Annotated in this window: 11 protein-coding genes and 3 pseudogenes; 8 read left to right on the top strand and 6 right to left on the bottom strand. The window is 74.6% G+C overall.

The window, feature by feature from the left end; genetic code table 11:
• Nucleotides 1–69: 69 nt before the first annotated feature.
• Entirely contained in the window at nucleotides 70–528 is a 459-nt protein-coding gene (locus tag AC0OLQ_RS21280) for an Lrp/AsnC family transcriptional regulator (protein ID WP_484527694.1), read from the bottom strand.
• 93 nt (nucleotides 529–621) lie between these two features.
• Here AC0OLQ_RS21280 and AC0OLQ_RS21285 point away from each other — a divergent pair, with 93 nt between their 5' ends.
• The 5 genes and pseudogenes from AC0OLQ_RS21285 to AC0OLQ_RS21305 form a co-directional block, all read left to right on the top strand.
• Nucleotides 622–1,698, top strand: coding sequence for a Glu/Leu/Phe/Val dehydrogenase dimerization domain-containing protein (locus AC0OLQ_RS21285; protein ID WP_484527695.1), 1,077 nt, complete (start codon nucleotides 622–624; stop codon nucleotides 1,696–1,698).
• 82 nt (nucleotides 1,699–1,780) lie between these two features.
• Nucleotides 1,781–2,176: pseudogene (locus tag AC0OLQ_RS21290) on the top strand (DUF2000 domain-containing protein); the annotation flags it as partial.
• Between the two features lie 138 nt (nucleotides 2,177–2,314).
• Nucleotides 2,315–2,763 (top strand): annotated as a pseudogene (locus AC0OLQ_RS21295) (DinB family protein).
• Between the two features lie 19 nt (nucleotides 2,764–2,782).
• A complete protein-coding gene (locus AC0OLQ_RS21300) occupies nucleotides 2,783–3,301 on the top strand; it encodes a GNAT family N-acetyltransferase (protein WP_484527696.1) in 519 nt (172 codons plus the stop codon).
• A gap of 16 nt (nucleotides 3,302–3,317) precedes the next feature.
• Nucleotides 3,318–4,087 (top strand): annotated as a pseudogene (locus tag AC0OLQ_RS21305) (PhzF family phenazine biosynthesis protein); the annotation flags it as partial.
• Nucleotides 4,088–4,217: 130 nt separating this feature from the next.
• Here the strand turns inward: AC0OLQ_RS21305 and AC0OLQ_RS21310 are convergent.
• Nucleotides 4,218–13,898, bottom strand: a complete 9,681-nt coding sequence (locus tag AC0OLQ_RS21310; protein WP_484527697.1) for a hypothetical protein — start codon at nucleotides 13,896–13,898, stop codon at nucleotides 4,218–4,220.
• 282 nt (nucleotides 13,899–14,180) lie between these two features.
• Nucleotides 14,181–19,973: a WD40 domain-containing protein gene (locus AC0OLQ_RS21315; RefSeq protein WP_484527698.1), complete on the bottom strand. Its 5,793-nt coding sequence runs from the start codon at nucleotides 19,971–19,973 to the stop codon at nucleotides 14,181–14,183.
• Nucleotides 19,974–20,081: 108 nt separating this feature from the next.
• Here AC0OLQ_RS21315 and AC0OLQ_RS21320 point away from each other — a divergent pair, with 108 nt between their 5' ends.
• Together AC0OLQ_RS21320 and AC0OLQ_RS21325 are read left to right on the top strand one after the other, a co-directional pair.
• A complete protein-coding gene (locus tag AC0OLQ_RS21320; RefSeq protein ID WP_484527699.1) occupies nucleotides 20,082–21,314 on the top strand; it encodes an ArsB/NhaD family transporter in 1,233 nt (410 codons plus the stop codon).
• Nucleotides 21,315–21,418: 104 nt separating this feature from the next.
• Nucleotides 21,419–21,634: a nuclear transport factor 2 family protein gene (locus AC0OLQ_RS21325; RefSeq protein WP_484527700.1), complete on the top strand. Its 216-nt coding sequence runs from the start codon at nucleotides 21,419–21,421 to the stop codon at nucleotides 21,632–21,634.
• A 111-nt stretch (nucleotides 21,635–21,745) separates the two neighbouring features.
• On the opposite strand, the gene AC0OLQ_RS21330 is transcribed toward AC0OLQ_RS21325, so the two are convergent.
• Both AC0OLQ_RS21330 and AC0OLQ_RS21335 read right to left on the bottom strand, forming a co-directional pair.
• Nucleotides 21,746–22,195: a hypothetical protein gene (locus AC0OLQ_RS21330; RefSeq protein ID WP_484527701.1), complete on the bottom strand. Its 450-nt coding sequence runs from the start codon at nucleotides 22,193–22,195 to the stop codon at nucleotides 21,746–21,748.
• On the bottom strand, nucleotides 22,188–23,507 hold the full coding sequence (locus AC0OLQ_RS21335) for a molybdopterin-dependent oxidoreductase (RefSeq protein ID WP_484527702.1): 1,320 nt from the start codon (nucleotides 23,505–23,507) through the stop codon (nucleotides 22,188–22,190). The genes AC0OLQ_RS21330 and AC0OLQ_RS21335 overlap by 8 nt, the downstream gene beginning before the upstream one ends.
• Before the next feature lie 195 nt (nucleotides 23,508–23,702).
• On the opposite strand from AC0OLQ_RS21335, the gene AC0OLQ_RS21340 reads away from it, so the two are divergent.
• Entirely contained in the window at nucleotides 23,703–24,764 is a 1,062-nt protein-coding gene (locus tag AC0OLQ_RS21340) for an NAD-dependent epimerase/dehydratase family protein (protein WP_484527703.1), read from the top strand.
• Nucleotides 24,765–24,889: 125 nt separating this feature from the next.
• On the opposite strand, the gene AC0OLQ_RS21345 is transcribed toward AC0OLQ_RS21340, so the two are convergent.
• Nucleotides 24,890–26,398 carry a hypothetical protein gene (locus AC0OLQ_RS21345; protein WP_484527704.1) on the bottom strand — a complete coding sequence of 503 codons (1,509 nt, stop codon included), beginning with the start codon at nucleotides 26,396–26,398 and terminating at the stop codon, nucleotides 24,890–24,892.
• Nucleotides 26,399–26,433 lie beyond the last annotated feature (35 nt).

Consider the following 26,433-nt stretch of genomic DNA (forward strand, 5'->3'; position numbering starts at 1 on the left):
CGGGGCGGACGGTACAGACCCGTCCGCCCCGGCGTCGCCGCGACCCGAAGGACTCGAGGGGTCCGGTGCTCACCCGTCGAGCGGTTCGATCACCTGCTTGCGCGCGTGCTGGTAGATGACCGAGCTGCGGAACCCGACGATCTCGCGGCGTCCGCTGAACTTGTCCATGAGGAAGGCGTGCAGGCTGTCCACGCTGGGCACGGCCACGTGGACCAGGAAGTCGTCGCCGCCGGCCACCACGAACACCGACACGACCTCGGGCAGGCTCATCGCGTACTTCTTGAAGCCCTCGATGACTGTGCGGCTCAGCGGACGGACCTGCACATGCAACAGGGCCTGCACCCCGCGGTTGAGCGCGGCGAGACTGATCTCGGCGTGGTAGCCGGTGATCACGCCGCGTTCCCGCAGCGCGCGCACGCGTTCCAGGCAGGTCGACGGCGCGATGCCCACGGCGCGGGCCAGTTCGCGGTTGGTCTGCCGCGCATGTGTCTGGAGATGCTGGATGATCGCCGTATCAAGTTCGTCCACGACCGAGATCGTGCCACCTTTTCCGAACGACGTTCGGTACGGCCCGGCGATAACCGTCCATCTGCCTACTGTCAACCCCGATCCGGCAGGCGGATGACAGGAGGAACCATCGTGGTCACGGCGGAGATCGACAGCGGGTCCATGCACGAACACGTCGTCGTCAGGCGGGGCACCCGGTCCGGCCTGCCGATCATCGTCGCGGTGCACTCCACCGCGCTCGGGCAGGCCATCGGTGGCTGCCGCCTGGCGCGCTACCCGCACTGGCGGGACGGTCTCACCGACGCGCTGCGGCTCTCCGCCGCGATGTCGGACAAGTGCGCACTGGCCGGGCTGCCCAACGGTGGCGGCAAGACGGTCGTCGCCCTCCCGCCGGGCCGGACACCGGACGGGGCCACCCGCCGGGCCATTCTGCACGAAGTGGGCGATGTCATCGCCGGTCTGGCGGGCGCCTACGCCACCGGCCCGGACGTGGGATCCGGACCGGACGACATGGTGACCATCGCCGAGCGGACGCCGTACGTGTTCTGCCGACCGGTCGACGCCGGCGGAAGCGGCGACTCGTCCGCGCACACCGCCGCCGGGGTGCTCGCCGCGCTGCGCGCGTTGTGCGCCGAGCGGTTCGGTTCGGCCGACCTCTCCACGCGCAGCCTCGCCGTGCTCGGCCTCGGCCGCGTCGGCGGCCACCTGCTGCGGATGCTCGCCGGCACCGGCGCGACTCTGGTCGCCAGCGACCTCGACGACACCCGGCGCCCGCTCGCCGACGCCGCCGGCGCCGCCTGGGTCAGCCCGCAGGACTGCCTGACCGCCGACGTGGACGTCCTCGTCCCCGCCGCCCTCGGCGGCCTGCTGACCGCGGACTCGGTGCCGAAGCTGCGCTGCACCGCGATCGCCGGGCCGGCCAACAATCAGCTCGACACCCCGGCCACCGCGGACCTGCTGCACCAGCGGGGCATCCTCTGGGCGCCGGACATCGTCGTCAGCGCGGGCGGCATCATCCATGCCACCGCCGTCGAGCTGCACGGCGAGACCTCCGAGCAGGCCGCCGTCCGGGTCCACGGCATCGCCGACACCCTCACCGGCGTCCTGCGTACCGCCCGTGCCACCGGCTCGACCCCGGCCACCGCCGCCCGCTTCCGGGCCTGCCAGCGCATCCGGGACGGCCACCGATGAGCCGTACCCGCCGTCGCCCACGCACCCGCGCCCGCGCCCGCGCCCGCGCCCTCAACCTCGGACCGATCTGGAGCGTCACGGCATGACCTTGAACACCAAACTCGTGATCGTCGTCCGCGCCGACCTGCCGGCCGCGCTGGCGGCCAACGCGGCGGCGGTGCTCGCGCTGAGCCTCGGCGGACGGCTGCCCCACCCACCGGCCGCCGACGCCAAGGACGGATCCGGCGGGCGGCACGCCGGGCTGAACCCCCATCCGGTGCCCATCCTCAGCGCCACCGCCGACCAGCTCCGCGACCTGCACCGCAGCGCTCGCGCCGACGACGATCTGATCACCGTGGGCTTCAACGAGGTCGCCCGACAGGCCCGGACCTACCACGACTACCTGGCCGCGCTCGCCGCGACGCCCGCCGAGGAGATCGACTACGTCGCCGTCGCGGCGTACGGCCCGCGTAACCGGATCACCGCCCTGACGAAGCGACTCCCGCTCTACGCCGCGGACGCCACGGTCGGCGCACGGCCGGACCGGACGCACCGAAAGGCGGGACTGTTCCCCACCGCCGAGGACGGCCGGTTCAGCACGCCCGCCAACGTCGGTGAACGGCAACTGCTGCACGACATGCTCCGAGCCCAGCGCCACACGCTCGCCCTGAAGTGCGCCGGCGTCGAGGAAGCCCTGGCCCGCCGGACGGTGCCGCCGTCGACGCTGTCGCTTCTCGGCCTCGTCCGGCACCTCACCGACGTGGAGCGCCGCTGGTTCCGCCAGGTCCTGGCCGGGCAGGACCACCCCCGCGGTTCTCGTCCCGGACCAACCCGGACGGCGACTTCGACGACGCGGTACCCGAGCCCACCGTCATCGCCGCCGCCCACCGGGCCTGGCACGACGAGGTCACGTTCGCCGACACGTTCATCGCCGACGCCCGCGACCTCGACGTCGAAGGTCACGACGCCTGGCGCGGTACCGTCTCGCTGCGTTGGGTTCTGGTGCACCTGATCGAGGAGTACGCCCGCCACAACGGGCACGCCGACCTGCTCCGCGAACGGATCGACGGGACGGTCGGCATGTGACACTGCCATGATCAGGAGCATGACGCCCCTCACCCCGGACCCCATCCGCACCGAGCGGCTGCTCCTGCTGCCGCTGCTCGTGGAGCACGCCGAGGAGATGGCCGCCGCGCTGGCCGACCCGCGGTTGCACACCTTCATCGGCGGCTCCCCCGCCGACCCGCAGGCTTTGCGCGCCCGCTACGAACGGCTCGTCGCCGGTTCCCCCGGCCCGGCCGTCTCCTGGTGCAACTGGGTGATCCAGCTTACCGACGAGGAATGCCTGGTGGGCACGGTCCAGGCGACCGTCAGCGGCCCGGCCGACGAGCGCCTCGCGGAGATCGCGTGGGTGGTGGGAACCCCCTGGCAGGGGCGGGGCATCGCCACCGAGGCGACCCGCGCGCTGATCGGCTGGCTGGGGCAACGACGGGTGGGCACGGTGATCGCCCACATCCATCCGGAGCACCGGGCGTCCGCCGCCGTCGCCACCGCCGCCGGCCTCACCCCGACCGACATCCGGCACGAGGGCGAGATCCGCTGGGTACGGGCCGCCAGCGGCTGACCCGTAGCCTGGCGTCATGACGGAAGTCCTGCGGTACGCCGCCTTCACCACCGACCCGACGGCGGGCAACCCCGCCGGCGTGGTCCTCGACGCCGCTGACCTCACCGACCCGCAGATGCAGGCCATCGCCGCCGACGTCGGATACTCCGAGACGGCGTTCCTCACCGCCACCGGGCCCGGCGAGTACGACGTCCGCTACTTCAGCCCCCAGGCCGAGGTGCCCTTCTGCGGCCACGCCACCATCGCCTCCGCCGTGGCCGTCGCCGAGCGCGGCGGCACCGGCGAGCTGATCTTCCGTACCCCGGCCGGAACGGTTCCGGTGGCGACCGCCCGGGACGCCGACGGACGGCCCACCGCGACCCTGACCAGCGTGGCGCCCTCCGACGCGCCGGTGGCGCCGGAGGACCTCGCCGAGGCGCTCGCCGCCCTGGGCTGGGGCGCGGGGGACCTCGATCCGGCGTTGCCGCCCCGCGTCGCGTACGCCGGCGCGCACCACCTGGTCCTGGCCGCGGCGACCCGGGAGCGGCTGGCCACGCTCGACTACGACTTCGACCGGCTGCGCGACCTGATGCTGCGGCAGGACTGGACCACCGTGGCGCTGGTGTGGCGCGCCGCCGGCACCCGCTTCGAGGTCCGCAACCCCTTCCCCGTCGGGGGCGTCGTCGAGGACCCGGGACCGGCGCAGCCGCCGCCGCGCTCGGCGGCTACCTGCGTACCCATGGCCTGGTCGAGCCGCCGACCACCCTGCACCTGCACCAGGGGGCCGACCTGGGTCGGCCGGGCCTGCTCGTGGTGGACGTGCCGGCCACCGGCGGCATCCGGGTGACCGGCAACGCCGTGGTCATGCCCCGCGCCCGAGGGCTGAGCACGCCGGGGCCCGGCTCCCCCCAGGAGAGCCGGGCCCCGGACGCGTCGCTCAGTCGGTGCAGGACGGTGTGTCGAAGTGCCCGGGGGTGGTCGGGAACGCCGTACCGGCCCCCTGGTCCTTGTTGTCCCGCGGATACACGTAGGACAGCTCCAGGAAGGCGGAGGTGCCCGCCGTGGTCACGTCGCCGGGGCTGCGTCCGGCGCCCGTGGCCCAGGCCAGCCCGGTCAGGAAGTCCTGCATGGCCGGGCTGTGCTGGCGGATGTCGTTGAACCCGCCGTACGCCGAGTTGCAGTGGGTGAACAGGTTGTACGCGCCGTTCCAGTCGAACAGCCGGTCACCGTTGTTCGGCCCGTTCTGCGTCACGTCGCCCTGGAGCACGTCGCGGTCCCAGCCGCCGTAGATCCAGTCGGTGCCGTGGTGGTGCTGGTTGTCGGCCAGGACGTCGTTGTCCAGGTTGGTCGCCTCGAACCAGCGGCACGGGTCGACCGTGCCGGCCGCCAGGTCCACCGGCCAGGCCCCCGCCGCACAGTTGTCCGGGTAGGAGCCGCGCGGCCGGAAGTCCAGCAGGTCGGAGCCGAGCACCGCGGTGACCGCCGGGCCGCTGGTCGCCCCGGCCCCGCCGAACAGGTGGTCGACGTACTGGTCCTGGTCGCCCCGGGCGGCGGCGCTGAACACGCCGTCCACCCGGCACTGCGGGTTGGCCGCGTCGAGCACCGGGTCGCAGCCCTTGCCGCCCCAGAGCACGTCCGAGCCCTCGCCGCCGAACACCTCGTCGCCGCCGCTGTCGCCGTTGGCCACGTCGTCGCCGAAGCCGCCGTGGATGTTGTCCGCGCCGGCGCCGCCCCGGATGAGGTCGGCCGCCCCGGCGGTCAGCCCGGCGTACGGCATGGGCGCCGAGGTGGCGCTGCCGATCCAGGCATCCCCGTCGGTGTCGTGCAGCAGGTCCACCCGGCGGTCGTACCCGCCGGCCCGGAACCCGGTGAACGACTCCTGCGGGACCGAGGAGAGCGTCAGGCTGAAGCCCAGCGCCGCGACGTCGTCGGCGTTGAGGAACTGGTTCACCACGCCGCCCCGGTCGCCGAGGATGGCGTCCTGGCCGTCCTCGCCGTAGAGGGTGTCCGCGCCCAGCTCACCGAAGAGGTCGTCGTCGCCGGCGCCGCCCCGGATCAGGTCGTCGCCGTCCTGGCCCCAGGCCCCGTCGTTGCCGGCGTCACCGTAGAGCTGGTCGTTGCCGTAGGCGCCGGCCGGCTCGCAGGTGGCCTGGGCGGTGGTGCAGAACCGGGTGGACGGGCCGGGCAGCGCCGGGTCGTGGGTCCGGGCCACCGTGGTGTCGGCCGGCACCGCGCCGGTCGGGTACCGCTCGGTGTAGACCCGCTCGGCCGCCTTGCCGCCGGCCGTGGTCACCGTGCGCAGCAGCGAGCCGTTGTCGGCGAGGAGCACGTCGTCGGCGCCGTTGCCCTCGACGACGTCCCCGGTGTCCCGGAACCCGGCGGCCGCGCTGCCGCCGATGAGGTCGTCCTGCCCGGCCGGCGCGCCGGCGCCGACCAGGTCGGCCGGGGCCGCCGGGTCACCCGGCCAGCCCGGGTCCGGCAGCGGCGAGACCGTTGTCCGGCCCGCCGCGCCGAGGGCGGTGTCGCCGCGCAGCGCGTCCGCGCCGCCGTTGCCCTCCAGGTAGTCGCCGTCGCCGTCGCCGGTCAGCGCGTCGTCGCCGTCCTGACCCCAGAGGGTGTCGACGCCGTCGCCGCCGCTGATCCGGTCCGCGCCGAACCGGTTGGCGGTGGCCGCCGCCCGGTCCAGCAGCACCACGATCCGCGGGCCGAACGGGTTGCCGTCCGCCCCGAGCCGGACCGTCACCGCCGTGGGCTGCTCACCGGAGAGCGGGCGGAGCACCGCACCGTTGTCCCCGATGACCGCGTCGGACCCGGGTCCGCCGAACACGGCGTCCGCGGTGTCCGGCTGGCCCGTCGTGGCCGCCCCGGTCCCGTCGTACGCGGTGCTGGAGCCGCCGACCAGGTCGTCGTCGCCGGTGTCGCCCTCGACCCAGTCGGAGCCGGGACCACCCTCGGCGAAGTCGGCGCCCGCGTCGGCGTGCACCCGGTCCGGGCCGCCCTGCCCGAGGATGACGTCGTCGGCGTCGCCGCCCGAGATCAGGTCACCGCCGCTGGTGCCGGCCAGCGGGGCGAACCCGAGGTCGAGCAACGTGACCTTGCGCGCCGGGCCGGTCCGGCCCTGGGTGACCCGGGTCGCGTCGGCGGTGGCCGGCGTGAACCGAGCGTTGTCCCCGGCGATCAGGTCGGGGTCGCCGTCGCCGTAGAGCTGGTCGCCGGTGTCCGGGCGACCGTTGCCGGCGAGGGGCTCCTGGGCGGAGCCGCCGACGATCTCGTCCCTGCCGAGGCCACCGTGGACGCCGTCGGCGCCGTTGTTGCCCTCCAACTGGTCGTCCCCACCGTCGCCGTCGACCCGGTCGTCGCCGAGCCCGCCGTACGCTATGTCGCCGTCGGGCCCGCCGGAGAGCACGTCCCCGGCGCCGGCGGCCGGCACGTCCCCGGCCAGGTCCAACGGGTACGGCCCGACGTCGCCGATCCGCGGGGTGCCGTTGTCCCCGACGATCCGGTCGACGCCCTCCTCGCCGTAGACGAAGTCCCGGCCGTCGGCCGCGCCGGCCACCCGGCCGCCGCCGTAGAGCACGTCGTCGTCCGGGCCGCCGAGGACCTGGTCGGCGCCCTCGTTGCCCTCGGCGGTGTCCACGCCGGTGCCGCCGTACAGGCCGTCGTCGCCGGTGTTGCCGAAGAGCAGGTCGATCCCGTCGTCGCCGTGCAGTTGGTCGACGCCCGGACCGCCCCAGGCCCGGTCGGCGCCGCCGCCCAGGTGCAGGGTGTCGTCGCCGAGCTGGCCGCAGGCCCGGTCGTCGCCGCCGCCGAGGTCGGCACGGTCGTTCCCGCTGCCGGAGGCGACCACCTCGACCCCGGCGCCGCCGAGGATCAGGTCGGCCGCGCCCTGGTCGGTGGCGGGCGGCTGGTCGCCGGCGAGGGTGGCGTCGGCGCAGGTCTCGGCGGTCAGCCGCTTGTCGCCGAAGACGATCGCCCCGCCGTCGCCACCGATCACGTGGTCGCTGCCCAGGCCGCCGACGAGCAGCTTGGTCTGCGACCGGGTGTCGGCCGGCAACGGCTGGTGGACGACCTGGCGGGCCGGGCCGTAACCGTCGGTGCCGTCCGGTTCGCCGACGCTGGACGGCTCGGCGATCACGTAGTCCTCGTCCGGGCCGCCGAACAGCTCGTCGGTGCCGTACCCGCCGACCAGCACGTCGTCGCCGCCGTAGCCGTACACGTGGCCGGTCTGCCCGTTGGCCGAGTGGGACACGACCAGGTCGGTTCCGGCGCTGCCGTGCACGGTGTCCTCGCCGGAGCCGGTGTCGACCTTGTTGGTCAGCCCGGCGTCGCCGCTTCCGTCCGCGTCCTGGTCGGCCGGGAGGGCGCTCCCGGCGGTGTGGATGGTGTCGTCGCCCTTACCGCCGTTGACGATGTCCCCGCCGGGGCCGCCGACCAGGCGGTTCTTCCCGTTCGGCCGGTCGTCGAGGACCACGCCGAGCACGTCGTCGCCGCCGTTGCCGTAGACGGTGCTGGCGCCGTGGCCGACGGTGACGTGGTCGGCCACGCCGGAGGTCGCCTCGGCCGGGTCCGCCAGCCTGGTCCAGTCGACCAGGCCGTCGAGGCTCTTGTCCCCGACCGAGGTGTGCACGGTGGTGGCGCCGGCCCGGTCCACCGCGCCGAGGCCGCTGTCGCCGGCCACCACGTCGTTGCCGTCGCCGGTGGTGACGCTGTCCTGCCCGCCGCCGCCGGCCACCCGGCTCACCTGGCCGGCCGCCTCGGCGGTGACGATCACGTCGTCCCCGTCGCGCCCGTCCACGTACGCCGGGCCGGTGCCGGTGCGGATCTGGTCCCTGCCGTCGGAGCCGAGGACCACGGCCGCCTTGTCGAACGCGGAGGTCTTCGTGCCGTCACCGCTGGTGTCACCGTCGCCGAGCAGCAGCACCGACAGGGAGACCTTGTCCGCGTCGGCGACCTGGTAGTCGCGCCCGTCGACGACCACCCGGGCCAGGTTCGGGTCGAGGAACTCCTGCTTGCGCCCGAGCGCCTCGACCGCGAAGCCGTCGAAGTCGTCGGTGGCGCCCTCGGTGCCCGCGTCGGCGTAGTGCAGCGCGTACACCTTCACCACATCACCGGCGTAGGTGCCGGCGCCGTTGTCCCACGCCTTGTCTCCGCGCTGCTCCTTCTTGCCGAACTTGCCGGCGAAGACGACCAGGGTGTCGCCGACCGTGCCGCCCAGCTCGGGTGGCTTCGGTTTGCAGTCGGGTTGGGCCCGGAAGTCCAGCAGGGTGGCGTCGACCAGGGTGAAGTCGAAGGTCTTGGAGAACAGGAACAGGTCGATGGTGATGTAGACCTTGAGGAAGACCGAGAGCTGGCCGCTGGTGGTGAAGAGGCAGACCGGGTTCACCAGCAGCGCCTGGAGGAACTCGCTGGTGCGGAACTTTCCGTCGTTGTTCGGATCGTTCCAGCTGAATCCGACCGTGAGCCGGATCCCGCCCTGGATGCCCGCCTTGACGATGAGCACGCTGACCTCGGCCCCCGCGGCGATCTCGCCGCGCAGGGTGACCACCGGGACGGGCTTGCCGCTGCTGTCGCTGGTCTTGAAGTAGAGGCCGTCGAGCAGGCTGACCGCGTCGAGGGCGGTGCCGTCGGTGGCGGCCTCCACCGCGTGCCGGATGCCGGCGGTGTCCAGGCCGGCGATGAACCGGGCGGTCACCGAGGCGCTGCCGGAGAGGGTGATCAGCACCGGCGGCGGGGCGTACACCGGGCCGAAGGACTGCCGCCAGCTGAACCCGAGCGACAGCGGCCCGGAGTCGAAGCTGACCAGCTCGACGTCCTGCCCCATGAGCAGCCCGAACAGCGAGCCCGGGTTGTCGAAGATCGGGAAGCTGAAGCCGGTCTTCTGGGCGTTGGACTTCCCGTCGGAGCCCGGCGCGAACAGCTTCTCCCCGTCGTTGCCGGCGGCGGTGTCCACCGCGGACTTCACCTCGTCAGCGGTCTTCGCCTTGGTGAACGGGTCGTCCCGCTTGATCAGGCTCTCGGCCGACGCCGGGGAGGCCTCGGTGGTGAGCGCCTTCGCCGGGTCGACCAGGAACTGGCCGAGCGGGATCGAGCAGCCGGCGTCGCAGTCCGGTATCCGGTTCACGAAGGTGATCACCGCGCGCACGGTGTCGACGAAGTCGAGCTTCGGCCCGCCGGTCAGGGTGCTGAACGTCTTGGCCAGCCACACCAGGGTGATGTCCGGTCCGCCGGTGGCCTTCGACAGGTCCGACAGCACCGGGATGGGCGCGTACAGGGTGTCGATGACCGGCTGGAGCGGGCCGGTGACCGCCTTGAGCTTCTCCACCACCGGCTTGAGGATCTTGCTGAAGAAGGCGCCGGCGTCCAGCGCGACGTCGGTGAAGGTCACCTGGAGCGGGGTGGTGACCCCGCCGCCGGTGGCGCTCAGCCCGCCCTGCTTGTGCTCCAGGCCCCACTTGAGGCCGAAGCGGGCGCTGATGCCGGGCAGCGCGGAGCCCACCTCGTCGCCGGTGTTCACCGCCGCCGCCAGCTTCCAGTCGATGTTCACCTGGGCGGTGAGGTCGGTGGCGAGCAGCGAGCCCAGGTCGGCGAACTCGGCGAGGGTGAGTTTGGCGTCCGCGTCGGCGGCGCAGTCCGCGGCCACCGCCGGGTCGAAGCAGCTCTTCTCCCCGGCGGAGCCCTTCAGGTCGACCCCGAAGTACGCCCGCACCAGCGGCGCGGTGCCCTGCTTGGTGGCGTTCACCTGGATGAAGGCGAGCTGGGCGGCCAGGTCGCCGGTCATGTCGAAGTTGGCGCCGATCTGCACCTCGGGCGCGGTGTCCCCGTCGTGGGTGGGGACGTAGAAGCCCTCGTCCCGGTCGAGGACCAGGTCCAGGTGCAGCTTCCAGCCGAGCTTGGCCTGGATGCCGTCGGGGGCGCCCTTCTTCGCCTTCAGCGACAGGCCGGGGATGCCCAGGTCGAGCGGGACGTTGACGCCGAGGCACTTGTCGCTGTCGCCGGCGTCCTTGCAGCCGTCCGCGGCCGAGGGCGCGCCGCGCGACGCGGTCAGCTTGATCCGGATGGACTGGAAGTCCTCCGGCTGGCAGGGGGTGGCCACCCCGCTGCGGCAGCCGACCACCGCGCTCACGCCCGGGTCCAGATCCTTGAGCACGTCGTTGAGCGCCGTCTGCATGCCGGCGCTGTCCAGCGTGGCGTTGGCCAGCACCGGGCCGATCGCCGCCTTGACGTCCGCGCGCAGTTGGGCGACGAACTTCTGGCCCTGCTGCAGGTCGTCGCCGACCAGCGGCAGCTTGCCGTCGAAGCTGGCCAGCCGGAGCGCCTCCTCCACCTTGGCCAGGTAGCCGTCGATGCCGACGTTGAAGTCGGTCAGCTTCAGCGACAGGTTGGCGAAGCAGGAGGTGAGGTCCGGGGTCTGCGCGTGCGGCAGCAGGTCCAGCCCCATTGCGAAGGTGAGCAGATTGGTGTCGTCGGCGGGTTCGCAGTTGTTGACGAACAGCGGTGCGCGGGCGCAGACCGGGGTGGTCGTGCCGCCGACCCCGCCGCCGCAGTCCACGCCGGCGGTGGTGAACGTCGGCGTCAGGCCGAGCAGGTCGGTGACCGGCCCGTCGGCGGCGAGCCCGCCGAGGCCCACGCTGAGGTTCGCCTTGACGGTGGCGAAGTCGGGGTCCTTGCCGAGGTCGAGGGCGAGCGGGCCGACCCGGGCGGCCAGCGCCGCGTCGTCCACTCCACCCTTGACGCTGACCTTGGCCGAGGAGGTCTTGTCCAGCAGCGGCGCCGCGTTGAGCTTCAGCGGCAGCAGCAGGCCCAACTTGGCCTGGGCGTCCACGTCGAGGGCGAAGGTGCCGGAGCTGTCGAGGCTGACCAGCTCGCGGGCGCCGTCCCAGGCGAAGGCGAGCGGCCCGGCGGTGCGGACGTTGCGCTTCCAGTCCAGCCCGACCCGCAGGTACGGGCCGCCGGCCCGCTCGTCCAGGGTGAACTGGATGCCGCTGTCCGCGCCGATCGCGTTGTTGAGCTGGTCGAGGGCGTCCTGGAGGGTGTCCGGGGGTGCGGCCAGCAGCTTGTCCAGCGCGTCGGCCAGTTCGGGGCGCAGCGCGTACGCGGTGCCGTCGGCGGGCTTCGCCGTGCCGGCCGCGTCGATCCGCAGGGTCTGGTCGTCCACGCGGTCCAGCACCCGGTACGCCTTGCTGCCGATGACCACGGTCCGCTTGGCCAGGCGGGGGTCGAAGGCGGCGTCACCGCTGCGGTTGCCGTCCTTGAGCAGGAAGTTCGCCCCGTCGGCGGTGAAGGTGACGCCCTTGCCGACGCCGCTCTCGTCGGCGCCGAGCAGCTCTCGGGCCGAGCGGCCGAGCAGCGGGATCTCGGTGTTCAGCGGCCCGCTGCCGCCGCCGGGCTGGGTGAGCGCGGCGTTGACCAGCCGCAGCGCCTCGACCACGACCGCGAAGAGGGCCTTCGGGTCGTCCGGGTTGAAGTCGACGGCGAAGATGCCGTCGAGGCTGCTGGTGTCCACCACCGGCTGCTCGCCGGCCTTCCAGCTGACGTCCACGCCGACGCCCTGGCCGAGGGCGCCGGTGGCGCCCGGGACGCTGACCGTGACCCGGCCGGTGGTCTTCACCGAGGAGGAGACGGCGAGCAGGTCGCCCGGCTCGGACTGCAACCGGCGGAACAGCTCGCCGAGGCTGAGGTCCTGGGCCTGCTTGAAGCTGACCTGGAGCATCCGCTGCCCGGCGGCGGCCGGGCCGACGGAGAGGTCGCCACCGAGCTTGACCTTGAGGAAGCCGGCGGTGGCGAAGAAGTCGACCGCGGTGGTCACCGGGAAGTCGGCCGCGAACAGCGGCGTGGCCGGGTCGGTGCGCAGCAGTACCCGGTCCGCGTTGGCGGCCGGGCTGCCGAGGTCGTCGCGCAGGTCGAGCACGAGGGTGACCCCCGCGCTGTAGCGCGGTTTCACGGTGGCGAAGCTGGCCTGGGCGTTGGCCGTCCGGAGGCCGACCTTCTTGTCCCCGCCGGCCGGCTTGGTGAGGGCGCCGGCCAGTTCGACCGCGCCGATGTTGGGGCTGGAGCCGCTGATCACCCACACGCTCTCGGGGCCCGGCTGGCCGCCGATCCAGTTCTCCGTCAGGGTGACCGTGGTGGCGGTGTTCGCGGCGATGGTGCCGGCCGAAGTGCCCGCGACCACCCGCTGGCCGACCAGCTCACCGGGGGTGAACCGGTTCTCGGCGACGCTGAAGCCCTTGGCCGTGAAGGTGGCGCCGCGGCCGGAGACCGAGGCGGCGACCGGGTCCAGCGGCACCGCCACGGTGGACTCCCGCTCCAGCTTCAGCCGGAAGACCAGCTTCTCGCCGGCGAAGGAGAGGTTGTCGACCGGCAGCCCTTCGGCGGCGAGCAACGCCACGAGCTGCTGGATCGAGCTGAACTTCGGCTGGCCGGCCTTGGCCGGGTCGTCGGTGGCGGGGTCGAACTCCGGGTCGTCCGGCTTGGGGTGCACGTACTTCTTGAGGAAACCGGTGAGCTTCTCGTTGACCTTCACGGCGTCGGCGAAGGTGCCGCGCAGGAAGGGCAGGCTCAGGTTGCCGGCCGGCCCGCTCTGCTGCACCCCGCTGAGCAGGGTGGCGAGCTGGGCCAGCCCGGAGGCCAGGTCCAGCGGGCTCATGTTGCGGAACTTCGCGATGGTCTCGTCGAGCCCGGTGGTCGTGACGGTCGGGCTGCCCACGCTGATGTCGTTCCAGTCGACCTTGACGGTGGCGGCGACGGCGGGCAGGTCGAAGGGGGCGCCGGCGGTGGCCGCGCCGAGGTTGACCTGACCGTGCACCGAGCCGGGGCCGGGCTCGGTCTCGGTGTCGGAGATCCGGCCGCCGCCGGAGTTGTCCAGCGCCACCTGGACCAGACCGGCGAGGGAACCGGCCGCGCCCAGCTCACCGGTCCCGGCGCCGGCGCCGGTGTCGAAGGCGAGCCGGCCGTCGCCGTTGGGGTCGGTGACGGTGGCCTTGACGTGGGTCCGGGCGGCGAGGGTGCTGCCGGCGGTGAGCGTGACGCCGAGGATGCCGACCGAGGCGGTGGCCTGGTCCAGGTCGGCGCGGAGCGTCGCCGCCGCGTCGATGTCGAGGCGCGGGGTGTCCCCGTCGCGGACCAGGTAGGTCTCCCCCGCGGCGGTGTGCCGGGCCCGCAGGTGCAGGGTCGCCCAGCCGGTGACGTCGACCGCCTTGGCGACGGTCACCCCGCCGACCGCCAGGTCCTTCGCGGTGACCTGCCGCTTGGTGGTGACCACCACGTCGAGCAGGTGGTCGCCGCCCGTGGTGGTGACCGTGCTGGTCAACCGGGTGCCGCCGCCGAGGTCCACGTCTTCCCTGGTCAGGGCGCCGGCCAGGGCGTCGGACGCCTTCCGGGCCAGCTTGTCGGTGTCCACCAGGGCGCCCGGACTGACGCCGAGCAGCGGCAGCGGCTGGCCGAGCCGGCCGACCCGGGACAGGCCGCCCTCGGTCCAGGTGGCGGTCTTGGACATCAGGGTCTTGAGCGCGCTTTCCCACGCCTCGTCCGCGTGGGCCGGCGTCGCCGTCCACACCAGGGCGAGCGCGGCGGTCACCACCGCCGCGGTCAGTCCGGCGAGCAGCCGCCGTAGAGCCACCATGAGCCACCTCTTCCTCGACGCCCGTCACCGACGGCGCTGGTCCCGCGCCAGCACATCGATCGCGGAGGAGACCCACAACTTCTGTGTCGAGATCGTGACACAGCGTTAAGCCGATCAGTCGACGTCACTACGCCGGGCGTCCTGACCGGACTGAGCGGTCAGCCAGATCGACACACCGGCACGGACGCAACCCGGCGAGGCGTGTAACGAAACGGCCGGTGCCGACGCTGGTGAAGAGCGCTCCGCGCGGGGCGCCGGCGCGCGGCCGGTGGTTCGCCCGGGTCAGAACGGGGCGTCGACGGCCAGCCGCCGCACCTGGGTCAGGTACGGGTCCAGCTCCCCCACCTCGAACCGGCAGGTGCCGATGACGTGCCAGAACTGGCCGCCCGGATCACCGTCCAACTTGTACCGGCCGTCCGGGCTCACCGCCGCCCAGCCGTCCGGCAGGCCGATCAGGGTGGTCCGCAGCTGGGCGTGCTCCGGGTCCGCGACGTCCCACAGCCGCACGGTGCCGTCGTCGCCGGCGCTGGCCAGCAGGCTGCTGTCGGGGCTGAACGCCACCGACCAGACCCGCCGGGTGTGTGCCGCCAGCGTGCCGTGCAGCCGACCGGTGCCCGGGTCCCAGAGCCGGATGACGAGGTCATCGCCGGCGGTGGCGAGCAGGTTGCCGTTGGGGCTGAACGCGCACGACCAGAGCCGGCCGGTGTGCTCGGTGAGCACAGTGCGCCGCTCGCCGGTGAGCGCGTCCCAGACCACGGCGACGCCGTCGTTGCTGGCGCTGGCGAGCAGCGTCCCGTCGGTGTTGAAGGAGACCGCGTACACCCGGTCGGTGTGGTGTTCGAGGGTGAGCCGGCAGGTCGCGGTGGCCGCGTCCCAGAGCCGGACGAGCTGGTCGTCGCAGCCGGTGGCGATGGTCTCGCCGTCCGGGCTGAACGCCATCGCGCGCACCCGGCCCCGGTGCGGGGTGAGGGTGGCGAAGTGCCGGCCGGTACGCCTGTACCACAGCCGCACCGTGTCGTCGTCGTTGGCGGTGGCGAGGGCGTCGCCGTCGGGGCTGAACGCGGCCGCCCAGACGTGGTCGGTGTCCACGTTGAGCTCCCGCTCGTCGACGCCGGTGTCGGTGTTCCACAGGTGCACGCCGCCGTCGCCGCTCGGCGCGGCGACCAGCGACTCACCCGGGCAGAAGACCGCCGACAGCAGCCGGTCGGCGGGGCTGGCGAGCTGCCGGACCAGCCGGCCGGTGCGCGGCTCCCAGAGCCGGACGACGCCGTCGTTGCCGCAGGCGGCGAGGACGTCACCGTCGTCCCGGAAGGACAGCGCGGTGACCCGCCGGCCGTGCCCGCGCAGGGTGTGCTGGAGCTGCCCGGTGCGCACGTCCCACAGCCGGGTGGTGCCGTCGTTGCTGCTGGTCGCCACCTGCGCCTGGTCGGGCCGCCAGACCACCGGCCAGACCGAGCCGCGGTGCCGGGTCAGCTCGTGCCGCAGTTGACCGTCGGCGCTGTCCCAGAGCTGGATCGCGCCGTCGCTGGCGGCCGTGGCGAGCAGGCTGCCGTCGCGGTTGAACCGGACGCTGTAGATGGCGCCGCGCTGGCGGCCGAGCACCCGGACCGGGCGGCCGGTCTCCACCTCCCAGAGCCGCAACGCGCCATGGGTGTCGCCGGTCGCCATCAGCGTGCCGTCGGGGTGGATGTCGAGGGCGTACACGTCGGCCTCGTGGCCGCGCGGCTGGCGCAGCAGCTCGCCGTCAACGGCCCGGCGGATCCAGACCCGGCCGTGCTGGCCGACGGCGGCCAGCAGCCGGCCGTCCGGGCTGTGCACCACCCGGTAGACCACCTCCGGCTCGCGCACCTCGAAGGCGAGCCGGCCGGAGGGGATGTCCCAGCCCCGGAGCACGCCGGCGCTGTCCACCACCACGACCCGCCGGCCGTCCGGGCTGAACGAGGTGCCCCAGATCGGCGCCGCGTGGCCGGGCCACTCGTGGCGCAGCCGGGCGGTCCGGGTGTCGTAGAGCCGGACCACGCCGGCCGCGTCGCCCACCACCAGCCGGCCCCGCTCGCCGTCGGTGAGCAGCGGCCACACCCAGCCGGCGAAGACGTCCTCGATGACGTGCCGCACGTCGCCGTGGTCGGCGTCCCAGAGCCGTACGGTGAGGTCGGCCGCCCCGGTCACCAGCTGGTGCGAGGCGGCGTCGAAGCGGACCGCGTAGACCCGGCCTCGGTGGCCCTGGAGGGTCCGCACCGGCAGCCCGGCGGCGGTGTCACAGATGAGCACACCACCGTCGTCGCTGCCCACCGCGAGCACCGCGCCGTCCGGGCTGTACGCCACCGGCACCGGCAGCCGGCCCACCTCGAAGCCGTACGCCACGCCCACCGCGGGCGGGGCCAGGCCCGGCGCGACGGGACGGCCCGGGGCGACCACGGCGCCGCGGAGCTCCGGCGCGCGCAGCAGCGCCGCGTCGGCGCTCACGTCGATCAACGCGGTGCGGTGCCACCTGCTGCCGGCGATCCGGGCGCCGCGCAGGTCGGCGCGGAACAATCGGGCGCCGGCCAGCTCCGCGTCGCGCAGGTCCGCCCCGGCGAGGCGGGCCTGGTCCAGGCGGGCGCCGCGCAGCCGGGCGTGCTCCAGCCGCGCCTCGGTGAGGTTGGTGGCGACCAGGCGGGTGTCGGTCAGGTCGGCGCCGGTCAGGTCCGCCCCGGCGAGTTCCCGGTGGGAGAGGTCCTCGCCGCGCAGCACGGCGCCGCGCAGGTCGGCCCGGTCGGGCAGCCGCAGCCGCGCGCTGAGCCGCAGCGCGTTGGCCCGGACCGTCTCCCCGGCCGCCTCGTCACCCAGCACCCGGGCGGTCCAGGCGGTGCACCGGGCGGGGTCGGCCAGGTCGCCGAGGAACTCCACGGTCAGCGCCGACAGCGGGCGCACCGCCAGCGCGGGCGGCTCCTCGCCCCGGTTGAGCTGCTCGGCGATCCCCTCGGCGACCAGCCACTCCATCACCGACGTGTGGATGAACCCGAACAGCCCGTCGTCGGTGCGGACCAGCAGGCTGCCGGCGCCCACCGCGTGGATCGCCTGCGGCCCGGACAGCCGGGAGTCGGCCAGCCCGGCGAGCTGGCCGGCGGCCTCGGCCAGCTCGGCCAGCCGGAGGTGGGACTCGCCACTCTCCCAGAGCTGGAAGGCGAGCCGGCTCACCGCGTGCCACAGCTCGGGCCGGCGCAGGCTCACCGGCGCGCCCGGGATCCCCTGGGTGCGCCGCTCCTCGAAGTCCAGCCAGGACTCCAGGATCTCCCGGTAGAGCGCGGCCGCGCTGAACGTGCCGCCGGCCCCGGCCACCGCGGCCAGCCGCCCCTCGTCGAGGTTGGCGATGAAGCCGAGCATCCGCGGGTTGCGGGAGAGGCCGAGCAGGTCCTTCACCCCGGCCAGCAGGTCCAGCCGCTCGCGGGCGGCCCGCTCGTCGCCGCCGTAGCGGTTGCGCAGGAACGTCTCGATCTGGCCGGGGGTGAAGTCCTCGATGGCCAGCACCCGGCGGTGCGGCAGCAGACCCACCCGCTCGCCCAGGGCGGTCAGCACCTGCGAGTTGGTCTTGAAGTGCTGGGTCCGGCTGCTCACCACGATCTTCGCGTGGCCCTCGGCCGCCTGGAGCAGCGTCTCCAGGTGGTCGGCGGCCCGGTCGTAGGTCACCCGGGCGACCAGCTCGTCGAAGCCGTCGAAGAGCAGCACGATCCGGCCCTGGCGGAGCATGTAGCGGAACGCCTTGAGGTCGATCACCTGCTCGCCGTGGTTGGCGAGGTGCGCCGCGACCAGCCCGTCGACCGAGTGCGCCTTGTCCAGCGCGCGCAGCTCCACCAGGATCGGGATCAGGTCGGGGGCGGCGGTGGGCAGCCGGCGGGCCACCTCGCGCAGCGCGAAGGTCTTGCCCCGGCCGAAGTCGCCGAGCACCAGCACGAACCGGCCGTCGGGCGCGGAGATCAGCTCCAGCAGCTCGTCCACCACGTCCTCACGGACCCGCTGGTCGGCGCCGACCAGGTGCCGGTAGCGCTGCGGCACGTACTGGCCGGGCGGGTAGAGCCGGTCGGCCTGCAGCCGGGCGGTCTGCGCGGCGACGTATTCGCGCAGGTCGAGCAGGCCCTGGAACTCGGTGAGGTGCAGCACCCGCACACCGCGCCGCTGCGCCGCCTCGGCCAGTCCGCGCGGCACCCGGTCGCCGTCGTAGACCAGTTCGGAGGGGATGTCCGGATCGGTGGCGTGCACCCGGCGGGCGAAGTGGTCGACGTCGGCCGGGGTCGGGGTGCCCACGTACGCCCCGACCCGCTGCTGCCGGACCACGCCGTCGGCGCGGTAGGTGATGTAGAGGTGCGGCGGGTCGGCCTCGACCCGGCGGACCACCACCCGGTCGTGGCGGGCCTCGCAGACCTCGGCGAGCCGGTCGAGCAGGCGCTCCAGCGGGGCGGGCGCGACCACGGCCGGCGCGGCGGCCGACGCCTCGGCGGCGCCCTGGGTCGGCCCCTCGACCACGCTGGGCTGCCGGGGGTCGGGCACCTGGGCCGGGCCGGCCGCGCCGAACGTCGCCTCGGCGCGCGGCCAGCTCAGCCTGGTCGGCTCGCCGACGTCGTGCCGGTCGTCGCGGCCGAGCACCCAGCGGGTCATCCCGTCGGCGCCGAGCCGGAGCACCTGGGCGCGGCCGTCGCGGGAGGCGGTGGCCAGCGGCACCACCGGGTCGACCCGGGCGCCGGGCGCGGCGTCGGCGAGCAGCAGGTTGAGCATCGGGCCGACCAGCCGGTTGAACGAGCCGCGGTCGCGCAGGGACGCCGGGTCGGGCACGGCCAGCTCGTCGGCGTACGGGGTGCGCGGGCCGGGGGCGTGCGCCATCGCGCCGAGCCGCAGCCAGCCGGACTGCTGGTAGTGGCGCAGCCGCTGGGCGAACCAGGTGGACTGGGCCTCGCCGAGGAAGCCGTACCGGTCCTCCTCGCGGTGGGTGATCGCGACGGTGGAGTTCAGCCCGGCAACCACCACCCGCAGGTCCGGCACCGGGAAGAGGGTCCACGGCTGCTCGCTGTCGAAGATCCGGTCCTCGAGGCCCTGGTAGAGCTCGTCGAAGAGGCGCGCGTAGTGCCGCCACTTCGGCCAGTACGGCGGCTGCGGGTCGACGTCGTCGGCCTCGCAGGTGGCGAAGTAGGCCCGGCTGGCGGCCATGGTGACATCGCGAGGGCCGGGCACCACGACCAGCCGGTGCGGCTCCAGGCCGAGCAGCACCCGCAGCCCGGTGAGGAAGCTCAGCGCGTCGGAGAACTCCCGGGGGCTGCCCGACTCGGTCAGGTTGCCGGCCACCACCAGCAGGTCCGGCCGGGGCACCCCGTCGTTCATCAGCAGGGTGAGGTCGCCCATCAGGTGTTCCTGGAGCTCGCCGGGGGTGACCGGGGCACCCGGCTCGATCACTCCGCGGCCGAAGCGAGGCCCGGCCACCTGGAGCACGGTGAGGGTGCCGCGCGCCGCCGGCACGGCCGCCGCGGCGGGCGGGAACGGCGGCGGGTTGATCGGGGTACGTCGGGCGCGGCGGGGTGCGGGCGCACCGGCGGGCGCGGCGAGCACCCCGGCCGGGTCGGCGGGGTGGTGGGGGAAGGCCGGCTGCCGCATCGGCTTGGCCCGGCCGTCGAGCGCCTGCCGGATCCGGTCCAGCACCCGGGCCCGCGCCTGCGCCGGATCGGCCACGCCGACCAGGTCGACGTAGGTGATGGTGGCGAGCAGGCCGTCGATGGGACAGTCCTCGACCCGCACGGTGACCAGCTTGTTGCCGGTGCCGTCCGGGTCGGCGCGCAGCGCGGCCTGCCACTCCAGCTTGCCGTAGGTGGAGTGCAGGTAGCGTTCGGACAGCACCGCCACGACCACCTCGGCCTCGCGGACCCCGCGGTCCATGAAGTCGATGAAGTTGGTGCCGGCCACGAAGTCCCACGCCTGCAGCAGCGTGCGGTAGCCGGCGGCCTCGAACTCCCACGCCAGCCAGGTCGCCCAGCGCTCGTCGGCCGGGGAGTAGCTGATGAAGAAGTCGATGGGGCGGTCGGACCGGGTCGGGTGCGCGCCTACGGACACAGGATCATTATGGCCACCGACGGTCAATTCGTGGACACCCTCGGCAGCCGCTGCGCCGGCCGCGTCGGGCCGGTCCGGCCGGGCGACGGTGTGCGAGGATCATCCCTCGTGGAGACCGTGGGCCAGCCGCCGTCCGCCGCACCGGACCGGAGCCGCTGGGGGCGGCTGCACGTCCTGGACTGGATCGCGCTCGGGCTGGCCGCGGTGGGCGTCGTCTGTGTCCTCACCGGACTCCTCCCTCGCGCCGACGCCGAGGCCACCGTACGCCGGATCGTGCCCATCCTGATCTTCCTCGGCACGGTGGTGGTGCTGGCCGAGCTGACCGCGGTGGCCGGGGTCTTCGACGCGCTCGCGGCCCGGGTGGCGATCACCGCCCGGGGCAGCTACCGGGCGCTGTTCTGGCTCTGTGTGGGGTTCGCCTCGGTGACCACCATCGCGCTCAACCTGGACACCACGGCCGTCCTGCTCACTCCGGTGATGATCGCCCTGGCCCGCAAGCTGGGCGTGCCGCCGACCCCGCTGGCGATGACCACGGTCTGGCTGGCCAACACGGCGAGCCTGCTGCTGCCGGTGTCCAACCTGACCAACATCCTGGCCAGCGACCGGATCGACCTGGAGCCGGTGCCCTGGGCGGCCCGGATGTGGTGGCCGCAGCTGGTCGCCATCGTGATCACGATGCTGCTGCTCTGGTGGTGGTACTGGCGGCCGGCCCGCGCCGGCGCCGACCCGTTCGTACCGCCGCCGCCGCACGTGCCGCCCGACCGGGTGCTCTACCGCACCGCGCTCGCCGCGTGCCTGCTCTTCGTCGCCGGGATCCTGGCCGGGGTCGAGATCGGGCTGGCCTCCGGGGTGGCCGCCGCGATCCTGGTCGCCGGCTTCGCCGTGCGTGCCCGGGGCAGCCTGCGGCTCGCGCTGATCCCGTGGCGGCTGCTGGTCTTCGTGAGCGGGCTGTTCCTGGTGGTGCAAACCATCGGCCGGCACGGCCTGGACACCGTGATGGGCACCCTGATCGGCGCCGACCCCGGCGCGGAGGGGGCGCTGCGGGCCGGCGGGGTCGGCGCCCTTTTCGCCAACGTGGTCAACAACCTGCCCGCGTACGTGGCCGGCGAGGCGGTCATCGCCCCCGACCACCACACCCAGTTGCTGGCCCTGCTGATCGGCACCAACGTCGGCCCGCTCGCCACCCCGTGGGCCTCGCTGGCGACGCTGATCTGGTACGAGCGCTGCCGGGCCGCCGGGGTGGCCGTGCCGCTGGGCCGGTTCGTGGCCACCAGCGCCGCGCTCGCCGTCCTGGCCACCACGGCCACGGTGGCCGCCCTGCTGGTCGGCCCGGGGTCCTGACCCCAGCCCCCGGTGCCGCCGGAACCGTGCGAACCGGCCGTGTCCGTCGTACCCGCCGGGCAGGATCAGAACGACCCGCCACGACCCGGCAAGGAGCCAGCACCGTGAACACCCCGCCCGACATCATCCGCCGCTACTTCGCGCTCGCCGGCCAGCCGGACAAGGATCCCTACTTCGCCCTCTTCGCCGACGACGCCGTCGTCGAGGACGAGGGGCGGACCCACCGGGGCATCGCGGAGATCCGTGCGTGGCGCCGCGAGACGCCGCTGGTCTCCTACGAGATCACCGATGTCGAGGACACCCCGGCGGGCACGTCGTGACCGCCACCATCAGCGGCGACTTCCCGGGCAGCCCGTTCGCCGGCCTGCGGTTCCGGTTCGAGGACTACGACGACCGCCACATCCGCCGGCTGCGCATCGCCCCGTGACCCGTCAGCGGGCCCGGCGGACCAGCCGACGGGCGGCGTAGAGCAGCGCGCTCACTGCGAAGAGCGCGCCGCTGACCGCCAGCCACCGGCCGAGCATCGCCCGGGGCGCCAGGCCGGTCGCCGCCAGGTAGGTGCCGTCGCCGAGCCCGAGGACCCCGGGCAGGTAGACCAGGAACAGCAGGCCGGCGCCGAGCGCGGGGACCCGGACGTGGTTCAGCGGCGACGGGGTGCCGCCCCGCCGCAGGGGGCGGCGCAGCATCCGGTCGAGCGACGCGTACACCGGGAAGAGGACCAGGTCGTGCGCGATCACCGCGCCGAGGAACCAGAGCAGCATCCGGCCGGCCGACGCCGCACCGGCCAGCCGCAGCGCGATCCAGCCGGTGACCGCGAAGCAGCCGGCCAGGAGCAGCAGGTGCCAGGGCGCAGCGCCGTAGGCGCGCCGGAACCTAGCCATCGAACGCGATCTCCGCCACCCACTTCGTGCAGTGCACGCCGGGCAGCGCCGGCACGATGATCCGCGCCGGGTAGCCGTGGTCGGGGGTCAGGTCGACGCCGTTGACCCGCAGGGCGAGCAGCGCGTCCGGGTCGGTCACCTGACCGCCGTGCAGGACGGCCTCGCGGAACAGGCCGGCGCGCTCCAGCGACCGGACCCGGGCGGTGGCCGGATCGACCGCCCCGACCAGGGCGGCCAGGTCGCGCAGCCGGACCCCGGTCCAGGTCTGCGAGGTGGACCAGCCCTCCACGCAGGCGATGGGCAGGACGGCGGTGTGCTGCGCCAGGGCGAGCAGCCGGGCCCGGTCCAGGGTGACCGTGCGGTTTCGGGCGCGCAGGGTCAGCCGCCAGCCCGGGCCGGCCTGGTCCGGGGTCACCCCGGCCACGGCGACGCTCCGGTTGACCGGGAAGCCGGTCGGCCCGTCGTCGACCCGGCGGCCGCGCGGCAGCAGCAGCGCGGTGCCGCGCAGCGCGTCGACGCTCTGCCCGACGGTCAGCGCCGCCAGCAGCAGCGCGCCGCCGCCGACCAGGCCGAGCACCCCGCGCCGGCTCATCGTCGCCGGCCCGGGCCGCCGGGCCACCAGGCCGTCCGGATCCGCCGGCTCGGGCCGGGTCAACTCAACCGGGGTACGCGCGAAGCCCGGCCCGCGCAGCGCGGTGACCAGCCGGGGCAGCTTGATCGCCACGTGGGTGACCAGCGCGGCCGTGAAGATCCAGGCGCCGTACCAGTGTGCGGTGTAGAAGTCGAAGCCGAACAGGTAGGCGTACTGGATGTTCAGCAGGCCGGTGACCGTCTGGAAGAGGATGCCGCCGACCAGCAGCAGCAGCGACAGCCGCTCCAGCAGCTGGGCGGCCGAACGGGCCGGCGGCCAGTCGAAGAGCTTGGGCACCACCGACCAGAGCTTCCCCAGCACCACCGGCAGCAGCACGATCCCGAGCGTCACGTGCAGCCCCTGGGTGAGGCGGAACAGCCAGGCGGGTCGGGTCGGCCAGTCGAACACCGGCGGGTGCAGCCAGCCCACGTCCCGGGGGAACGCCTGGTCGAAGCGGGGACCGTAGGCGATCCAGTCGAGCAGCCCGGTCACGATCACCAGGGGCAGGGTGGCCAGCAGCACGGCGCCGAGCACCGAGGTCAGCCAGGGCCCCCGGACCGGGCTGCGCCAGGCGCGGTCGACGGCGTCCACCCCGGGCGGCCGGTGCCGGGCCAGCGCCGCCCACAGGGCCGCCGGGGCGGCCGACGGCGCGTCGTCCGGTGGGGGTGGGCTGGCGGGCACGTCTCCTCCTGGATTGCACGGTCCGGGGCCCCATCCGTCACGCCGGTGGTCCCTCCAGCAGGACGCTAGACGCCGCATCCGCGCGCCGGTCCGGTTTGCCGCATTACCGAACCCTTACCGCCGCCGTCATTACGGACCGCTGACGTGCACCGCGAACCGCCCGAACCGGACCCCGCGGTGCCCTAGCCTGGCCGCATGCGGGTACTGGTCACCGGCGCGGCCGGCTTCATCGGATCGCAGATCGCCGACCTGCTCGTCGCCGAGGGCCACGAGCCGGTCTGCCTCGACGCCCTGCTCCCCCAGGCGCACGGCGGCGCGCTGCCGGAGTGGTCCCGGCCGCACGACCCGGTGATCGGCGACGTCCGCGACGCCGCGCTGCTGGACCGGCTGCTGTCCGGGGTGGACGCGGTCTGCCACCAGGCGGCCATGGTGGGGCACGGGCTGGACCCCTCCGACGCTCCCGACTACGCCGGACACAACGACCACGGCACGGCGGTGCTCCTCGCCGCCATGCACCGGGCCGGGGTGTCCCGGCTGGTGCTGGCCAGCTCGATGGTGGTCTACGGCGAGGGCCGGTACATCTGCGCCCGGCACGGCGTGGTCCGCCCCGCCCCGCGCCGGCCCGTCGACCTGGCCGCCGGCCGCTACGACCCGACCTGCCCGGCCTGCGGCGGCACCCTCGACCCGGCCCTGGTCCCCGAGGACGCCCCGCTGGAGCCGCGCAGCACGTACGCGGCCAGCAAGCTCGCCCAGGAGCACTACGCCGCGGCCTGGGCCCGGCAGACCGGGGGCGGAGTGTGGGCGCTGCGCTACCACAACGTCTACGGGCCCCGGATGCCTCGCGACACCCCGTACGCCGGGGTCGCCTCGCTGTTCCGCTCGGCGCTCGCCGACGGCCGGCCGCCCCTGGTGTACGAGGACGGCCGGCAGCGCCGCGACTTCGTGCACGTGACCGACGTGGCCCGGGCCAACCTGCTGGCGCTCACCGCGCCCACCCCGGACGGCATGGTCCCGGTGAACGTCTGCTCCGGCGAGCCGCACACCGTCGGTGACCTGGCGGCGGCCCTGGCCCGCGCGATGGGCGGCCCCGAGCCGGACGTGGTCGGCGGCGCCCGGGCGGCCGACGTCCGGCACGTGGTGGCCGACCCGACCCGGGCCCGGGACCTGCTCGGCTACACCGCCCGGGTCGCCTTCACCGACGGCGTCACCGCCTTCGCCACCGACCCCCTCCGCGAACCCGCCGCCCTGCTCACCTGAGCCCTGAGGTTGGCGGTGCGATCCGCCCGATTCGCCACCGCCAACCTCATGATCGACGCGGGTGCCGGGAGATCTTGGCGAGTTGGCGTTCGGGGGGAACGGGAAGTCGCCAAGATCCGAAACGGTCAGGAGACCGTGAACAGCAGGTGGTTGACGGCGAGGGCGGTGAGCGCCTGGGCGGCCAGCCACCAGCGGCGGGTCGGCGCGGGTAGGTGTGCCACGGCGATCAGAAGCCAGACCGCGAACGGCAGCCAGATCCGCTCCACCTCGGCCTTGCTCATCCCGGACAGGTCGGCGGCGGCCACCGCCAGCGCGGCGGCGGCCGGCAGCAGGACGGTGGGCCCGAGCGCCGCCACCGGCGCCATCCACCGTCGGCCGAGCCGGATGGCACCGCTGAGCCCGCCGACCGGCCGGCCGGGCACCCGGTCACGGGGCCGGCCGCCCCGCGCGGCGCCGGGTGATCGCCAGGCGGCCCGGGCGGCGAGCGCCACGCGGCGCAGCGTCGGCCCGAGCACCGGCCGGGCGGCGAGCCCGGCGCGGCGCAGCGCCGGCCCGAGCACCGGCCCGGCCGAGAGCAGCAGCGCCGCCAGGTTCGCCCAGACCCAGTACCCGTACGGGCGGTCGGCCGCCCAGCCCTGGTAGTAGCGCTCGACCACCCGGTCGTACCCCTCCCACCAGCGGAAGCCGGCCAGCACGAAGAGCGCCGTGACGCCGGCGACGCCGGCCGTCGCGGCGAGCAGGGCGGCCCGGCGGCGGTCCCGGCGCAGCGCCAGCACGGCCACCGCCAGGGCGCCGACGAGCACGAACCCATACGACAGGTGCAGCGCGAAGCCGAGCAGCAGCCCGCCGGCCAGCGCGGCGGCCGGGCCGCGTACCGCCAGCAGGGCCAGCCCGGCGGCGACCACGCCGGTGAAGACGGCGTCGCCGGAGGCGCCCAGCCAGACCGCGCCGGGCAGCAGCACCAGGAAGGGCAGCACCGCCCGGGCCGCCTCGGCGGTGCCCAGCGCGCGCAGGGTGACCGGCACCGACACCGCGACGGTCGCGCCGACCAGCACGCAGCAGAGCGCCGCGGCGGCGCCCCCGCCCAGGCCGATCCGGTCCAGCCAGACGAAGACCAGCAGCGCGCCCGGCGGGTGCCCGGCGGTGTGGGTGGACCAGGAGTCCGGCTGGAAGTCGAGGATCCGGTCGGTGAAGCCGGCCAGCATCCGGGGGATGTCGGTGACGCCGGGCACCTCGTGCAGGTACTCCGCCTGCACGGTGAGCCGCCGGGCCAACCCGGCCGACCAGCCGTCCACCAGGGCCAGCGACAGCGTCCAGGCGACCGCGGCCAGCCAGCCGGCGGCCAGCAGCGGCCCCCAGCGGGCGGTCCGCGCCCAGCGCAGACCCGGCCCCAGCACGACCACCGCGACCAGCACGGCGAGCGGGGTGCCCCAACCGGCGTGCGGCCGCCAGGTGGCGTAGAGCGGCGCGGCGTCCGCGTGCAGGCCCGCGCCCCGGCGGTTGAGCACCAGCCCGACGGCGACCGCGGCGGCCAGCAGCACCGCCTCGACGGCCAGCGCGACCAGATCGCCCCGGTGCCCGGGGATGGTCCGCCGTGGGCCGGGAACGCGGGGCAGGGTGGCTGCGGATCTCATGACGACCGGACGGTACGGCCCGCCGGGCCGCCGGG

Source organism: Micromonospora sp. Utrum1 (assembly GCF_057197805.1).

Coding starts and splice junctions, on each gene's coding strand:
- AC0OLQ_RS21285 (WP_484527695.1), top strand. CDS start 622: ATGACAGGAGGAACCATCGTGGTCACGGCGGAGATCGACAGCGGGTCC.
- AC0OLQ_RS21330 (WP_484527701.1), bottom strand. CDS start 22,195: ATGGCTAGGTTCCGGCGCGCCTACGGCGCTGCGCCCTGGCACCTGCTG.
- AC0OLQ_RS21345 (WP_484527704.1), bottom strand. CDS start 26,398: ATGAGATCCGCAGCCACCCTGCCCCGCGTTCCCGGCCCACGGCGGACC.
- AC0OLQ_RS21300 (WP_484527696.1), top strand. CDS start 2,783: ATGACGCCCCTCACCCCGGACCCCATCCGCACCGAGCGGCTGCTCCTG.
- AC0OLQ_RS21340 (WP_484527703.1), top strand. CDS start 23,703: ATGCGGGTACTGGTCACCGGCGCGGCCGGCTTCATCGGATCGCAGATC.
- AC0OLQ_RS21310 (WP_484527697.1), bottom strand. CDS start 13,898: ATGGTGGCTCTACGGCGGCTGCTCGCCGGACTGACCGCGGCGGTGGTG.